The sequence below is a fragment of the Brevibacterium antiquum genome (assembly GCF_016107655.1).
GTDB classification, from domain to species: domain Bacteria; phylum Actinomycetota; class Actinomycetes; order Actinomycetales; family Brevibacteriaceae; genus Brevibacterium; species Brevibacterium antiquum.
In genome coordinates, this window is sequence record NZ_JABASX010000003.1 from 312460 (window position 1) to 328429 (window position 15970).

Sequence of the window (15970 nt, forward strand, 5' to 3'; positions counted from 1 at the left end):
CTAGAGACGATCCTCCGCCCCTGCTTTGAGCTGGTGGTACAGGGCCCAGGCGGAATGATCGGTCAGCGATGCGATCTGGTCGACGACGACGCGCAGCCTGGCCGCATCGTCGGCGGCCTCGAAGTAGTCGGTCCTGAACATCGGCTCGAGATTGGTCGGCGACTCGGAGTACCACTGGGACAGCTCGGTGATGACGGCGGACTGGATGTCATGGAGACGCAGACGATCCTCGGCGACCATCACCGTCAGCGTCGCCATTCCCTTGAGAACGGCGATCTCGACAGCCGTATGTTCGGGGACCACGAGGGCGGCTGCGTAACGGGACAAGGGCTCCCATCCGAACTCCTCACGGGTTGCGGCCTCCGCTGCACCGACGAACCGTCCGATGAGCTGACTCGTCATGTGTTTGAGTGCCGCTTGGGCCCGCCTGGATCCGTCATAGGTCTCCGACGGCCAGTATGCCGCGACCTGCAGCCTCGACAGAGCCTTGTCCATCTCCTCATCGCTCGTGGTCGGCAGATACCACTTCCGGGTGATGTCGAAGAGCTCTCCGCGGCGGTCCGTGCCAGCGAAATCTCCCAGGTGCAGATGGCCGCCGGCGATCGCGTCTTCGACGTCGTGGACGGAGTAGGAGATGTCATCGGCGAGGTCCATCACCTGGGCTTCGATGCATCGTTTGCCGTTCTCGATCCCGTCGCGGTAGAAGTCGAAGACTCCTCTGTCGTCGTCGTAGACGCCGAACTTCCTGACACCGGAGTCACGCCGACCCACGGATGCCTCGCTTCGCGACCATGGGTATTTGGTCAGCGCGTCGAGGCTCGCCCGTGTCAGATTGAGTCCGGCCGGGCGACCGTCATCGGCGATCACCTTCGGTTCGATCCGGGTCACCAGACGCAGCGTCTGCGCATTGCCCTCGAATCCGCCGATGTCGACGCACAGTGCGTCAAGAATGGTCTCGCCGTGGTGACCGAAGGGCGGGTGGCCGAGGTCGTGGCTGAGGCAGGCGGTGTCGACGATATCGGGGTCGCAGCCGAGGTAGCGGGCGAGTTCGCGTCCGACCTGGGCGACCTCGAGGGAATGCGTGAGCCGAGTACGGACGAAGTCGTCGGTGCCTGGTTCGACGACCTGAGTCTTGGCGCCGAGTCTGCGCAGACCCGCGGAATGCACAACCCGTGCCCGGTCACGCTGAAAGGCCGAGCGGCGTGGATTCTTCGCCGGTTCACTCACCCATCGTTCCTCGTCCCACGGCGTGTAGGTCGCCACGGTCCCCGAGCGCACCGATGTGCGTGAGTGAGATTCGAATGGCATTGTCATCCTCCCGAGATGTCGAGTTCCGCCTCGGAGAGCAGAGACTTCCCGCTGACATCGAAGATGCGGGAGTCGAGCCACCCTTCGGGCAGATGCGGCTTCTTCGGGCGGGTGGTCCGCCCCCGGGAGCCTTCCGCATCCGTACCAGGATACGGTGCGTTCTGATCGAGTTGGGCCAGCAGCCCCTCGAGCTCTTCGAGCGAAGAGACCATCGCCAGCTGACGCCGCAGGTCTCCCCCGACCGGATAGCCCTTGAAATACCAGGCGACGTGTTTGCGCAGGTCACGGACTCCGTAGAATTCGTCCTCGTAGTATTCGGCCAGGTATTCACCGTGCTTGTAGACGGCGCGTGCAACCTCGGCGAGGCCGGGTCGGAAGCGCTCGTCGCTGCCGCCCAGTGCATTGGCGAGGTCACCGAACAGCCAGGGCCGACCCTGGCATCCACGGCCGATGACGACTCCATCGCATCCCGTGCGGCGCATCATCTCAAGTGCATCCTCTGCCGCGAAGATGTCGCCGTTGCCCAGGACCGGAACGGTGTCGCCGAGGTGGTCCTTGAGTCGGGCGATGGCGTCCCAATCAGCCTGTCCGGAGTACAGGTCCGCCGCGGATCGGCCGTGGAGGGCAATCGCTGCCACACCCGCATTGCGGGCCGTCTCGCCGGCGTCGAGGAAGGTCTGATGGTCCTTGTCGATGCCTTTGCGCATCTTCACCGTCAGAGGGATGCCACCGCGGTCCGCCTCGGTCACGGCCGTGGTGACGATGGCCTTGAACAGGTCCTTCTTCCAGGGCAGGGCCGAGCCGCCGCCCTTCCTGGTGACCTTGGGCACGGGGCAGCCGAAGTTGAGGTCGATGTGGTCGGCGCGGTCTTCGTCCACGAGCATCCGCACGGCCTGCCCGATCGTCTCCGGGTCGACGCCGTAGAGCTGCACCGAGCGCGGGGTCTCATACGGCTCATGCTGGATGATCCGCATGCTTTTGGGGCTGCGCTCGACAAGCGCTCTGGACGTCACCATCTCTGTCACATAGAGACCGGCTCCGTACTCGCGGCACAGGCGGCGGAAGGCGGTGTTGGTGATTCCCGCCATCGGTGCCAGCACCACCGGCGAGGACAGCTCGATGGGGCCGATGCGCAGAGGCTCGACGGTGGTTGGGGATGCGGATTCTGGGGCAGGGCTGATGACACTCACCATGCCATTATCCCCGAGCCGTCAAATGATGGAACACCTGCACAAGCAGATGCCGCCGACTCACGATCGCCCATATGGCTCCTCCTTCTCTTTCTCATCTCTGTCCATTTCAACCTGTTCCTGGGCCAGAAATTCCCGGATGTCCCATTCGACGTCAAGACGCATCTCCTCGGCGAGACGATCATCGTGGGTGACCACGATCATGGATCCGCCGAATCCGTCCAGAGCGGTCACGAGCGCGGTCAGCGATGACAGGTCCAGGTTGTTGCCCGGCTCGTCGAGTACGAGCAGCTGCGGAGCGGGGTCCTGGAGCAGAGTCGTCGCCAGTGCCACACGGAACCGCTCCCCTCCCGACAAGGTCGAGCAGAGCTGATCGGTCCGGCCCGCTCGCAGCCCCATCGCCGCCAATACCTCATGGACGCGGTGCGGGCCGAGACTGGGGTTGTTCTCCCTCACCGCCTCCATGACGGTCAGCGTCGGCGGCAGCCTGTACTGCTGGTCGAGGATGCCGATCGGGACCGGAACTGTGATCGACATGTTCGGAAACAGCTCGTGTACAGGCGCACCTGTGTCGTTTCTGCCGGCGATTGCGGTCAGCAACGTCGACTTCCCGGAGCCGTTGGCACCGGTCAGCCTGATGCGCTCAGGTCCGACCACCGTGCGCGGCTGGTCCAGCGCTCCCCCGGAGATGTCGAGGACTCGCTTACCGGAATGGATCGCGGTCTCCGGCAGATCCAGGCGAATGCTCGAGTCCCTGCGCAGGGCGTCCTTGGCAGAGCGAACCGAGGAGCGGGCCTGCTCCTCGTCGGCGGCTTTGTCTCCTCGACGCTTCGCAGCGCTCTTCTGGGCGAAGTCCGTCAGACCGTTCATGACGATCTTCGGTCGACGTTTGTTCTCCTTGTCCTTGGCCGCCTTTCGGTCGGCTCGGGCCAGTTTCGTCTCGAGTTCGATGCGCTGGCGCTTCTCGATCGCCAGGGTCCTCTTGGCGTCGACGAGATCGGCGAGCTTCGCCTCTTCCTCGGCCGCGACCATGGCCTCGTAGTCGTCGAAGTCTCCTCCGTACACCCGCAGCTGGTCCGTCATCTCGACGATCGTGGAGACGGTCGACAGAAGTGCGCGGTCGTGCGAGATCACCAAGGTCGGTCCGGTCCTGTCCTGGAGCAGAGCGGCCAGGCGTCGACGCCCTGCCTCGTCGAGGTTGTTGCTGGGTTCGTCGAGGATCAACCAGCGGTCGCCCGCCAGCGCGGCTCTGGCCAAACCGATGCGCATGGCCTGACCTCCCGAGAAGGTGGACAGCCGGCGGTCAAGGGCAGCGGCGTCGAGCATGAGGCCAAGATCGGCCAGAGCACTCAGCGCCCGCTCTTCGATGTCCCAGTCATCACCGATGACCTCGAAGTCATCGGGTTGGGCCTGCCCAGCCAGGGCTGTCGACAGTGCCGATCTGATTTCGGTGATTCCCAGCGCCGAGGCGACGCTGTCCTCGGCGTGCGGCAGCAGCTGATCGATGTAGACGGCGCCCTCGGCACCGGTGATGCTCCCGGCAGTGGGCCTGAGCAGACCGGCGATGATCCTGGCGAGAGTGGATTTGCCCACCCCGTTGTCGCCGACCAGGCCGACGGTGGCAGCAGGGATCGTGGCGCTCAGCGATGTGAAGATCTCGGTGTCGTCGCCGAGGCGGTAGCCGAGATCGGAGATGGATACGGCAGCAGTCATGTGTGTCCTCATTTCGTGCACAGAAGTGCGCTGCGGGTCCGTTGCACCCGCGTGATGCGGAAATGAGGAATTACTTCACGAAGTGACTGTCTTTCGCCGGGAATGGATCAGCACCAGGATGCCCGAGGTCGGTTCGTTTCGTCAAGGGTGCTGACAGACCCTTGAGCCAACTGCGCCTCAGACGATGAAGAGCATGAGTTCCGCCGGCTCGTCACCCGGGTTGGACAGCTGATGGGGAACATCGCCCGGCGCCTGCGCACAGTCTCCCGCTCGCAGAGTCGTCCGGCGATCGATGGTGACGATTTCGATCGTGCCGGCGAGGACGAAGAAGGACTCACGTGAGCCGCTGCGGTGTGCGGCGAACGACGCGGTTTCGCAGTGCGGATCGAGTTTGTAGTGGACGACTTCCATGTTCTCCTGCGGCGCGGGAAGGTCGCGCCGCAGCGTGCCCCTGCCGTATCCGCTGTGGGCAGGGATGGAGCTGCTCCGGGCGATGACCACCTCCGGCGGAGCGAGGAGCTCTCCCACATCGACGCCGAGTGCGCGGGAGAGGCCCATGGCGTTCGAGACCGAGGTGTCCTGTTCGCCGCGTTCGATCTTCGACAGTGCCGCACGGGAGAGTCCAGCACGGACTGCCAGTTCGTTGAGCGTCAAGTCGTTGTACTTGCGGCGGGCTCTGATCCGCGCGCCGAATACACGGGCTCCGAGGTCCTCTGTGTTCGCCATTGTGACATCATAGTTTATTCTTGGATAGTAGAGTGAGTTCCATCAATATAGACTTCTTCACATGATGGAACTTCTCATATGACTCCACTGCTGGCACTTGCCCCCATTATGCTCGCCATCGCCCTGCTCATGTTCAAGCAGAGTTCGTGGATCTCCGCCGCAGCCGGGGTCATCGCCGCCGGTCTTGCAGTCATCTTCTTCTTTCCGACGCCGCTGTCGGTTCTGCTCGAATCCGGGGCGGACTACTTTCCCCTCATCCTCGAAGTCGCCCTCATCCTCCTCTTCGGGATGGTCCTCGCTCGCCTGCTTGAAGCGGCAGGCTCGATGGGCGAGATCTCCGCCTGGGTCGAATCGGCGGCACCCAGTCGGCCGCTCGGTGTGGCCCTCGTCGTCTTCGGCCTCGTCCCGTTCGCCGAATCTGTCACCGGCTTCGGCATCGGGGTGACTATCGGAGTCCCCGTTCTTCGACTGCTCGGTTGTTCGCTGCGTCAATCAGCGATTCTCGGACTCCTGGGACTCATCGCCGTACCGTGGGGCGCACTCGGCCCCGGGACCACGGTCGCTGCGGCTCTCACCGGCATCAACGTAGACGTTCTCGGTGTGGCAACAGCGTGGACCAATGCGATTCCGGTCATCATCGTGGCCACCTCGGTGATCCTCGTCATGCGCCCCAGACTGACCTCCTGCCTCGGAATCGGCGCCGCTGCAGCCCTCCTATGGACCGGCATCCTCGCCGCGAACATCCTGATCGGCATGGCCCCGGCCGGCATCATCGGCTCGCTCCTCGTCATCGCCGTAATGGGCACCCTCTTCATCCTCCGCCGCCGCAGAACCGGCTTCACACACAGATTGGGCCTGGCAGTCCTGCCGTACACCACCCTCACCGTGGGCCTGCTCATCGCACGCGCACTGGAGTCGGCGTTCCCTTCGCTGCTGACTCAGATCGTCGCCTCGCCCCCGTTCTGGCTGGCTGCTGCCTGCGTGATCGCCGCATTCAGAGTCACCTCTCGCAGCAGCGTCACGGCGTCCGCCGTCCGCTCCTGGCTGCCCATCGGTGCCGGAACTGCCGCGTTCATGCTCATGGGGTGGATCATGACGACAACCGGGATGAGCGCAGCCATCGGGACACTTGTGCCCGCCGGACTCGTCCTCTTCACACCATGGCTGACGGCGATCGGAGCCGTCGTCACCGGCTCGAACACCGGCGCAAACTCCATGTTCACCGGCACCATCGACGCGGTTGCCACAGCGTCCCACGTTCCATCTCTGCCCGTGGTGGCAGCAGGCAACGCCGCCGCCTCGCTCGCAGCACTCGCTGCCCCTCCGCGTGTGGCGATGTCGGTGCAGATGGCCGAACCTTCAGCGCCCGCTTCGGCAGATGACATCGGCTGGGTTCAGGGCCGGGCCCTGACTGCAGCCGGAGTCAACGCGGTGGCGCTCGGTCTCTGGATCCAGTTCATGGCCTGAGATCCAGATCGATCTGCCGGCGCCGAGGTGGTTGTCAGACCCGGATCAGCTCGCGCGGGAAAGCGGTGAATGTGTCACAGCCGGTGTCGGTGATGAGAACGGACTCGGACAGCTCGTAACCGTACCCGTTCATCCACATTCCGCAGATGAGGTGGAAGGTCATTCCCGCCTCGAGGAACTGATCGTCCTCGGTCCTGATCGAGATCGTGCGCTCGCCCCAATCGGGCGGATAGCCGATGCCGATTGAATACCCCAGGCGGCTCGGCTTCTCCAGGCCCGCCAGTGCCAGCACCCGATTCCACGTCCGGGCGAGCTCAGCGGTGGCCACCTCGGGCGCGGCGACTTCGAGAACCGCGGACAGCGCCTCGGCGACGACGCCTTCGAGACGGATGAGCTCCTGCTTCGGCTTTCCGACCACGGCAGTCCGAGCCAAGGGCACGTGGTAGCGGCGGTGGACGCCGGCCAGCTCAATGCTCACCGACTCATCGTCGATGAACTTGCGGTCCGTCCAGCTCAGGTGCGGAGTATCGGCACTCTCCCCTGTGGGCAGCAGCGGAACGATGGCCGGATAGTCACCCCAGGCGCTGCCGCGTCCGCGAGCCTGCGCGGCGGCGATCTCCGCCGCCACCTCGTTCTGCGCGATGCCGACCCCGATGGTTCCCAGTGCCGCGTTCATCGACTCCGTGGTCACCTCGGCGGCATTGCGCATCAGCGCCACCTCGGCCGGAGATTTGATCGCCCGGATCCAGTTGACCAGCTCGAAGGAGTCAACGAGCCTCCACTCAGGCACGCCGTTGACCAGCGATCGGAAAGCACGCGGCGAGAAGAAGTGCGAGTCCATCTCGACGCCGACCGGCGATGAGGACGCCCGGGCGACCTCCCAACGCTGTCGGAGTGCGAACGCCACCCAGTCGAACGGGTGGATGTGGGGTCTCTGCACATAGCGTTCGGGATATCCGACGATGTCCTCGGGCGGCAGCCACGAGGTGTGCATAGCTCCCTTGGCGTCCATGTCCCTCAGAAACAGTGTCAGCGGGCCCGCAGCCGGGACGAACAGCAGCTGCGGGGTATAGAAGGACCAGGCGTTGTAGCCGGTCAGATAGTAGACGTTTGCGGGGTCAGTGACGATGAGCGCAGACAGTCCCTGATCGACCATCCGATTGCGCACCGAGGCGATGCGCCCCAAGTACTCGTCCGGGGAGAACGACAGACTGTTCGCGCCGATCGTGTCGACCTCGCCTGGCCGCGGCTGTGGGCGAGCTCTGACTTCCTGTCCTGCCCGGCCCTGCTCAGCACCGGGCCGCATTCCCTGCACATCCGGCCGGTTGTCTTCTCCGGCATAGAACAGCTCACCCTCATTCATGATTACAGTGTGGTGAGCCGCATCACACCATGTCAATCACTGCGACACGCGTGTTGTCGCGCGTAGAAATGCGAATTCATGACGGATCCAGAATCATTCTTTTTGAGATTCGACGGAATTCGCACGCCAGGGTGCGCATTCCGACCGAATTGATGATAGATTGTGCTGAGACCCGAATCACGGAGGTGAAGAATGGCCCACTTGATGCCGAGCGGAAGCAGTCACCGCCTGGGCAATCTCGACGAGAAATCGAAAGCGATCATCGTCGAGCTGCAGCACGATGGACGCAAGTCGTATTCGGCCATCGGCAAGTCCGTCGGGCTGTCCGAAGCTGCTGTCCGTCAGCGGGTCTCCAGGCTCATCGACTCCGGCGTGATGGAAATCGTCGCCGTGACCGATCCCTTGAGTCTGGGCTTCGCCCGACAGGCCATGGTGGGAGTCAAGGTTCGCGGCGATATCTCCAAGGTCGCCGACAGACTTCACGGATACGACGAGATCGACTATCTCGTCGTGACCGCAGGGTCGTTCGACATCCTGGTCGAGATCGTCTGCGAATCGGATCGCCACCTGATCGAATTCGTCAACCAAGAGCTCCGCTCGATCGACGCAGTCGTGGACACGGAGCTCTTCATGTACCTCTCACTCGAAAAGCAAAAATACAATTGGGGGACGCGATGACAGAGAATGTCACCAGAGCTGGCACCGGCTATCAGGATGCCATCCGCAACAACGTGTGGATGCATATGGCTCCACACCAGTCACTGTTCAACGGTGGTGAGGCACCGATCATCACCCGTGGCGAAGGCCACCACATCTTCGACGACAAGGGCAATAAGTACCTTGACGGCCTGGCCGGACTCTTCACTGTCCAGGTGGGCCACGGTCGCGAGGAGATCGCGAAGGCAATGTACGATCAGGCGCTGAAGCTGCCATTCATGCCGCTGTGGTCCTTCGCGCATCCGCAGGCCATCGAGGTCTCGGAGCGCCTGGCCAGCTACGCTCCCGGCGACCTCAACCGCGTCTTCCTCACCTCCGGCGGCGGTGATTCGGTCGAGTCCGCGATGAAGCTGGCGAAGAACTACTTCAAGATCACCGGCAAGCCGGGCAAGCACAAGATCATTTCGCGCGCCACCGCCTACCACGGCACGCCGCACGGTGCCCTGTCCGTGACCTCGCTGCCTGATCTGCGCGAACAGTTCGCGCCGCTGGTCCCTGGTGCGATCAAGGTGCCCAACACGAACTTCTACCGTTCGCCGCAGCCCTACGCCCACGATGAGAAGGCCTTCGGCCGCTGGGCAGCCGACCGCATCGCCGAGGCCATCGAGTTCGAAGGTGCCGATTCGGTTGCGGCCGTGTTCCTCGAGCCGGTGCAGAACTCCGGCGGCTGCTTCCCACCGCCACCCGGATACTTCGATCGCGTGCGTGAGATCTGCGACGAGTACGACGTGCTCATGGTCTCCGATGAGACCATCTGCGCCTACGGTCGTATCGGCGACATGTTCGCCTGCAATGACTTCGGCTACGTCCCCGACATCATCACCAGCGCCAAAGGCATCACCTCCGGGTATGCTCCGCTGGGTGCGATGATCGCCTCGGATCGCCTATTCGAGCCCTTCGGCCCCGGTGGCGAGGAGACCTTCTACCACGGCTACACCTTCGGCGGTCATCCCGTCGCCTGTGCCGCCGCGATGGCGAACTTCGACGTGTTCGAAAAGGAGAAGCTCAACGACCACGTCCATGAGAACGCTGCCGCGTTCAAGTTCACGCTCGAGAAGCTCAAGGACCTGCCGATCGTCGGTGACGTTCGCGGTGAGGGCTTCTTCTACGGCATCGAACTCGTCAAGGATCGCGACACCAAGGAGTCCTTCACAGAGGAGGAGTCTGAGCGCATCCTCAAGAACTTCGTGTCCGCGAAGATGTATGAGAACGGCCTGTACTGCCGTGCCGATGACCGTGGGGATCCAGTCATCCAGCTCTCACCTCCCCTGACCGTGGGTCAGAAGGAATTCGACGAGATGGAGCAGATCATCCGCGGCGTCCTCTCGGAAGCCTGGACGAAGCTCTGATCGTAGCCTGAAGCCTGGTCGCATGGAAACTGCCCCGATTCCTCTTTGAGGTCTCGGGGCAGTCTCATGTCGGGCATCCGCACTTCATGTCAGGCGTCAGTCCAGGGCTGGGTCGGCCGTGGAGTTCTGCTCCTGCGAGGGTGGGATGCTGCCCTGCGACGGTGCTGCGCGTGGCGGCGGTCGCAGGCCCGATCGTACGACGAGCACCCCTAGAGCAGTCGTCAGCGGGATGGCGATGACCAAGCCGATCGAACACACGAGGATGCTCACCACCTCAGTTGCCATCTCCCCCAGTGTCAGGGTCTCGCAGCTCGACGCGTCCACGGCGGTGACTCTGGCTTCAGCGTGAGAGACTCCCGGTGCGGTGTTCGTCATCGGACCGCCGCCGGGCAGGTCCAGCTCCGGTCCGTGCGGCCACAGAAGGACAAGGCCCCGATCGTGATGAGGACCAGCGGCAGGAGGCACACGATCATGATCAGGCGGACCCTCGGCGAGGCTGTGGGCTCCCCTTGGAACGTCATATGCATGGCGGACCTTCGTGTCGATGCGCGGGCTCCGTGCGCGAATTGAATGGCGATGTCGATGATCGTGCCCACGGCAGCGCAACCGAAAGGGCCCGGTCGGTCGATTTCACGACCGACCGGGCCCGAATCTCAGAAGCCGCCGGTGACAGGTTCCAACTGGTGGTCAGACCCCAGCGGACTATCAGACGCCAGCGGACTGTCAGACGCCGAGGTGCTCGGCCAGGTAATTCTCGACCTGATCGAGGCTGACGCGCTCCTGGCTCATATCGTCGCGCTTGCGGATCGTGACCGCGTTGTCGTCGAGCGAGTCGAAGTCGAACGTGATGCACAGCGGGGTGCCGATCTCGTCCTGACGACGGTACCGACGACCGATCGCGCCGGCATCATCGAAGTCGATGTTCCAACGCCTGCGCAGACGAGCCGCGAGTTCCTTGGCCGCCGGTGTCAGCTTCTCGTTGCGGCTCAGCGGCAGCACGGCCGCCTTGATCGGAGCCAGGCGCGGATCGAGCTTGAGCACGATGCGCTTGTCCACGCCGCCCTTGGTGTTCGGTGCCTCGTCCTCGGTGTAGGCATCGACGAGGAAGGCCATCATCGAACGAGTCAGACCGAAGGATGGTTCGATCACGTAGGGAGTGAAGCGTTCACCGCTGGCCTGATCGAAGTACTGCAGCTTCGCACCGGAAGCCTCGGTGTGGGTGCCGAGGTCGTAGTCGGTGCGGTTGGCCACGCCCATCAGCTCGCCCCATTCCGATCCCTGGAAGCCGAAGCGGTACTCAACGTCGATCGTGCCGGACGAGTAGTGTGCCCGGTCATCTTCGGGAACGTCGAGGCGGCGCACGTTGTCTTCGGAGATGCCGAGGTCGATGAACCAGTTCCAGCAGGCCTCAACCCACTCGCGATAGTAGGCGTCGGCCTCTTCGGGACGAACGAAGTACTCGAGCTCCATCTGTTCGAACTCACGTGTGCGGAAGATGAAGTTTCCGGGAGTGATCTCGTTACGGAAGGCCTTGCCGATCTGGCCGATGCCGAAGGGCGGCTTCTTCCGTGCAGCGGTGACGACGTTGTTGAAGTTGACGAAGATCCCCTGTGCGGTCTCGGGGCGCAGGTAGTTCAGACCTGCCTCCGATTCCACCGGACCCAGGAAGGTCTTGACCAGGCCGGAGAACTCCTGCGGCTCGGTCCACTGTCCACGGTTCCCGCAGTCGGGGCAGACGATGTCGGCCATGCCGTTCTCGGGTGTCTTCGAGTGCTTGGCTTCATAGGCTTCGACGAGGTGGTCCTCGCGGTGGCGCTTGTGGCAGTTGAGGCACTCGACGAGCGGATCGACGAAGGTCTCCACGTGTCCGGAGGCTTCCCAGACGCGCTTGGGCAGGATGATAGAGGAGTCGAGTCCGACGACGTCTTCGCGACCGCGGACGAAGGTCTGCCACCACTGGGCCTTGATGTTGTCCTTGAGCTCAACGCCCAAGGGCCCGTAGTCCCAGGCCGAACGGGACCCGCCATAGATCTCTCCGGCTTGGAAGACGAATCCTCTGCGTTTGGCCAGGGCGATGACGGCATCCAACTTGGACTGTGCCACGTTTATTCTCCTTGAGGTAGGTCGCCGACGGCCGGCTGCCGTGGCTCGCAGGTACAGCCTATCTGTTGCGCTCCCGTCCGAGGGTCTCGGCTCGTGGGCGACGGAACTCACACTTAATCCGGTCCGCAGAACCACCTCGGCGGACGTGGGGCGTGTAGGATTGAGGTACACCCAAACCTTTCTCCGTACTGACGGTTTTCAAGTCTGTCCAAGCACGCCTTGGATCTCATACGGTTTCGGCCCGGATTGCTCACGATGATTGCACAAGCGGCCGCAGGGTAGATCGCCACTACAGTCATCTGCGATCAAGTGTGTGCCGACGTGAGAGAGAAAACTCATGACAGATGTGTCCACATCCGACAATCCGACAACACCGAAGTTCTCCGAGCTGGGTCTCCACCCGCTCGTCCTCCAGTCAGTCGAAGCCCAGGGATACGAAACCCCCACTCCGATCCAGGCTGAAACGATCCCCGCGCTGGTCGACGGCCGCGACGTCATCGGCCTGGCCCAGACCGGCACCGGCAAGACCGCCGCATTCGCTCTTCCAGCACTGTCCGACCTCGCCGAGGCTGGCCGCGCCAACGACGGTCCCTTCGCTCTGGTCCTGACCCCCACCCGTGAGCTTGCGATCCAGGTCGCCGAGGCGTTCACCTCGTATGCGACGAATCTCAACGACTTCTCCGTCCTCCCGATCTACGGCGGCCAGGCCTACGGCCCACAGCTGTCGGGCCTCAAGCGCGGCGCTCAGGTCGTCGTGGGAACGCCAGGTCGTGTCATCGACCACCTCAAGAAGGGATCGCTCAAGCTCGAAAACCTCCGTCACCTCATCCTCGATGAGGCCGACGAGATGCTCAAGATGGGCTTCGCCGAGGACATCGAAGAGATCTTCAGCCAGTCCGGCGACTCGCGTCAGGTGGCCCTGTTCTCCGCCACGATGCCGACATCGATCCACCGCCTGACCGGCAAATACCTCAACAACCCCAAAGAGGTCCGGGTCGCTTCGAAGTCGCAGACCGGATCGAACATCCGCCAGCGCTACCACATGGTCCAGCACTCGCATAAGCTCGATGCCCTGACTCGAATCCTGGAGGTCGAGGAGTACGAAGGCATCATCATGTTCGTGCGCACCAAGCAGGCCACGGAGGAGCTCGCTGAGAAGCTGCGTGCCCGCGGCTTCAAGGCCTCGGCGATCAATGGTGACATCCCCCAGCAGGCTCGTGAGCGCACGATCGATATGCTGCGCAGCGGCAAGGTCGACATCCTCGTCGCCACCGATGTCGCAGCCCGCGGTCTCGACGTCGAGCGCATCACCCTCGTCGTCAACTTCGACATCCCGCACGACACCGAGTCCTACGTCCACCGCATCGGCCGCACCGGCCGCGCAGGGCGTTCCGGCGAGGCCATTCTGTTCATCACCCCGCGTGAGCAGCGTCTGCTCGGTTCCATCGAGCGCGCCACGAAGCAGAAGGTCGAACCGCTGTCGATGCCCAGCGTCGAAGAGCTGACGAACACCCGTGTGGAGAAATTCACCAAACGCATCGACGATGTGCTCGCGACGACCGAGCTGACCGAACTCGCGACAGTCATCGAGCAGTACGAGCTCTCCCGCAACGTGCCTGCGACCGACATCGCCGCAGCGCTGGCATCCCTGGTGCTCGAGTCGAACACACTCAAGGCCGATCCCATGCCGGAGCCTTCGCGTGGCAAGCCAGGTCGTGATCGTGACGGCGGCGGACGCGACGGCAAGCCAGGCCGTGAACGCTCATCCCGTCCGCGTGATGAGAATATGACCACCTACCGTCTGGCCATCGGCCGCAATGAGCGTCTGCAGCCAGGTGCGGTCGTCGGCGCCATCGCCAACGAGGGGGGTCTCACTTCGAAGGAGATCGGTCACATCGACATCCGGTCGAACCATACCCTTGTCGATCTGCCCAAGGATCTCGATTCCTCGGTCATGCGCAAGCTCTCCAGCACGCAGATCCAGGGTCGCCCGATCGACATTCGTCCGGATTCGGGCCGTCCGGCTCGTCCGTTCAAGAAGCGCAACTTCGACAAGCAGCCCGGCGACAGCCGCAACTTCCGCAATGATCGACGCGGCGGTGCCAGCAAGAAGTTCAGCAATGACCGCTTCGGCGGCGAACGCTCAAGCGATCGCTACTGAGTATCGCTGAGCCTGAGCGTACGGGGGCGTCCGCTATCCGGCTCCCCCGGCGCTGAGAGCCGACTCGGGCCCGCATCGTCTGATGCGGGCCCGATCTGTATCTCGTCCCGTACGGCGATTGAACGCATACGACGACTGAACGCGTACGACGAGTGCACCCGTACGACTAGTCTGCCCTTCCGCGTCCCCCTCTCATGGAGGACCGCGGAATATTCGATCACGTTTGATGCACTCCTCGATCACGTTTGGTGCAGTCAAGCATTTCGCAAACTGCTCCACTGCACCAAACGTGATCGATGGCGAAACCGCTGGGACTTCTGGTGCCGGGAGGATCCTTCGTGGGCAGCGCTGAACGTCGAAACCTGAGTATTAGGCGCTGGGGCTGTCGACGGCACCGCCGAAGCGACGGTCACGACGCGCGTACTCCTCGATCGCGGCCCACAGGGTGCGGCGATCGACATCGGGCCACAGGACGTCCTGGAAGACCATCTCCGCGTAGGCGGACTGCCACAGCAGGAAGTTCGAGGTGCGCTGCTCGCCAGAGGAGCGCAGGAACAGGTCGACGTCCGGCACCTGAGAGGCGTACAGGCGCGAGCGAACGGTCTTCTCGCTGACCTTGCCTGGCTTGAGCTTGCCGGCGGCTACCTCGGCGGTGATCTGGTTGACCGCGTCGACGATCTCTGAGCGACCTCCGTAGTTGACGCAGAACTGGAGGACTAGGCCGGTGTTGTGCTTGGTCATCTCCGCCGCGGACTCGAGTTCGTCGATGACCGATCGCCACAGGCGCCCACGGCGTCCGGCCCACACGATCCGCACGCCGAGCTCATTGAGCTCATCACGACGACGGCGGATGACATCGCGGTTGAAGCCCATGAGGAAGCGCACCTCGTCCGGGGAGCGTTTCCAGTTCTCGGTGGAGAAGGCGTAGGCGGAGAGATAGTCAACGCCCATTTCGATGGCACCGTGGATGACTTCGAGGAGCGACGCCTCTCCGGCTTTGTGTCCTTCCGTGCGCGGCAGTCCGCGGTCGTTGGCCCACCGTCCATTGCCGTCCATGACCACAGCGACGTGCTTCGGGACGAACTTCGCGTCGATGCCCGGGGGGCGGGCTCCGCTGGGGTGCGAGGGCGGCGTGGGATAGCTCATCTGGCCTCCAGAACTCTCAGTGATCGGATATTGCGTTCCAAGTGCCATGACACCCAGTCAGAGACGAGTTTGGAACCGTCGATCTGGTCGTGGAGGTCCGAGGATTCCGCTCGCTCCCAGTCACCGGAGAGCAGGGCGGCCATATGTTCGAGTGCGTCGGTGTCCGGCAGAGCCGCTCCGCTGGGTCGGCAGGTGGTGCACACGGCACCGCCCAGGGAGGCCGAGAACGCACGGTGCGGGCCCGGGCTGCCGCACTGTGCACAGTCGAGCAGGCTCGGTGCCCAGCCCGCCACGGACATTGCCCGCAGCAGATACGCGTCGAGGGCCAGCCTCGGCGGATGCTCGCCATTGCACAGGGACCGGATGGCCGAGACGAGAAGCAGGAAATGGGTGCGCGATTGGGGTTCGACCTCGGTGATCCGGGCGGCGGTCTCCGCCATCACACTCGCGGCCGAGTACGCGTCATAGTCGGCGCCGATGCCGCGGGCAAAGGGCTCGATGAGTTCGACCTGGGTGACGATGTCGAGGTTGCGGCCGACGTGGCACTGCAGATCGACGAGCATGAAGGGTTCGAGCCGGGAACCGAAGCGTGACTTGGTGCGGCGAATGCCCTTCGCTACTGCTCGGATCAGCCCGTGGCTGCGGGTGAGAACAGTGACGATGCGGTCGGCTTCGCCGAGCTTGTGCCCTTGGAGCACGATGCCTTCATCACGATAATTGTGCACCT

At 63.5% G+C, this 15970-nt stretch carries 13 protein-coding genes; 4 read left to right on the forward strand and 9 right to left on the reverse strand.

Annotated elements, in window-relative coordinates:
- From JFC13_RS06895 to JFC13_RS06910, 4 genes are all read right to left on the reverse strand, one after another.
- Positions 1 to 1308 carry a deoxyguanosinetriphosphate triphosphohydrolase gene (locus JFC13_RS06895; RefSeq protein WP_198396346.1) on the reverse strand — a complete coding sequence of 436 codons (1308 nt, stop codon included), beginning with the start codon at positions 1306 to 1308 and terminating at the stop codon, positions 1 to 3.
- 2 nt (positions 1309 to 1310) lie between these two features.
- Positions 1311 to 2501: a tRNA dihydrouridine synthase DusB gene (gene dusB, locus JFC13_RS06900; protein ID WP_198396347.1), complete on the reverse strand. Its 1191-nt coding sequence runs from the start codon at positions 2499 to 2501 to the stop codon at positions 1311 to 1313.
- 57 nt (positions 2502 to 2558) lie between these two features.
- Positions 2559 to 4211: an ATP-binding cassette domain-containing protein gene (locus JFC13_RS06905; protein ID WP_198396348.1), complete on the reverse strand. Its 1653-nt coding sequence runs from the start codon at positions 4209 to 4211 to the stop codon at positions 2559 to 2561.
- 177 nt (positions 4212 to 4388) lie between these two features.
- Complete coding sequence (locus JFC13_RS06910; protein WP_198396349.1) at positions 4389 to 4937, reverse strand: helix-turn-helix domain-containing protein; 549 nt, start codon at positions 4935 to 4937, stop codon at positions 4389 to 4391.
- 78 nt (positions 4938 to 5015) lie between these two features.
- On the opposite strand from JFC13_RS06910, the gene JFC13_RS06915 reads away from it, so the two are divergent.
- The gene (locus JFC13_RS06915; RefSeq protein ID WP_198396350.1) at positions 5016 to 6404 is read left to right on the forward strand and encodes an L-lactate permease; all 1389 of its coding nucleotides are present in this window, start codon (positions 5016 to 5018) and stop codon (positions 6402 to 6404) included.
- Between the two features lie 34 nt (positions 6405 to 6438).
- Here the strand turns inward: JFC13_RS06915 and JFC13_RS06920 are convergent, their stop codons facing one another.
- Positions 6439 to 7767 (reverse strand): M24 family metallopeptidase, encoded by a 1329-nt coding sequence (locus JFC13_RS06920; protein ID WP_198396351.1) that lies wholly within the window; start codon positions 7765 to 7767, stop codon positions 6439 to 6441.
- Between the two features lie 192 nt (positions 7768 to 7959).
- Here JFC13_RS06920 and JFC13_RS06925 point away from each other — a divergent pair, with 192 nt between their 5' ends.
- Entirely contained in the window at positions 7960 to 8445 is a 486-nt protein-coding gene (locus JFC13_RS06925) for an Lrp/AsnC family transcriptional regulator (RefSeq protein ID WP_096167274.1), read from the forward strand.
- Positions 8442 to 9833: an aspartate aminotransferase family protein gene (locus JFC13_RS06930; RefSeq protein WP_096177750.1), complete on the forward strand. Its 1392-nt coding sequence runs from the start codon at positions 8442 to 8444 to the stop codon at positions 9831 to 9833. Before JFC13_RS06925 ends, JFC13_RS06930 begins: the two co-directional genes overlap by 4 nt.
- Positions 9834 to 9929: 96 nt before the next feature.
- Here the strand turns inward: JFC13_RS06930 and JFC13_RS19830 are convergent, their stop codons facing one another.
- Together JFC13_RS19830 and JFC13_RS06940 are read right to left on the reverse strand one after the other, a co-directional pair.
- A complete protein-coding gene (locus JFC13_RS19830; RefSeq protein ID WP_198396352.1) occupies positions 9930 to 10298 on the reverse strand; it encodes a hypothetical protein in 369 nt (122 codons plus the stop codon).
- Positions 10299 to 10556: 258 nt separating this feature from the next.
- Positions 10557 to 11936 (reverse strand): glycine--tRNA ligase, encoded by a 1380-nt coding sequence (locus JFC13_RS06940; RefSeq protein ID WP_198396353.1) that lies wholly within the window; start codon positions 11934 to 11936, stop codon positions 10557 to 10559.
- A gap of 337 nt (positions 11937 to 12273) precedes the next feature.
- Between JFC13_RS06940 and JFC13_RS06945 the strand changes: the two genes are divergently transcribed.
- Entirely contained in the window at positions 12274 to 14097 is a 1824-nt protein-coding gene (locus tag JFC13_RS06945) for a DEAD/DEAH box helicase (protein WP_198396354.1), read from the forward strand.
- 369 nt (positions 14098 to 14466) lie between these two features.
- Here JFC13_RS06945 and JFC13_RS06950 read toward each other — a convergent pair whose 3' ends face one another.
- A complete protein-coding gene (locus JFC13_RS06950; protein WP_198396355.1) occupies positions 14467 to 15243 on the reverse strand; it encodes an isoprenyl transferase in 777 nt (258 codons plus the stop codon).
- Positions 15240 to 15968 (reverse strand): DNA repair protein RecO, encoded by a 729-nt coding sequence (recO, locus tag JFC13_RS06955; RefSeq protein ID WP_198396356.1) that lies wholly within the window; start codon positions 15966 to 15968, stop codon positions 15240 to 15242. Before recO ends, JFC13_RS06950 begins: the two co-directional genes overlap by 4 nt.
- Positions 15969 to 15970: the final 2 nt, after the last annotated feature.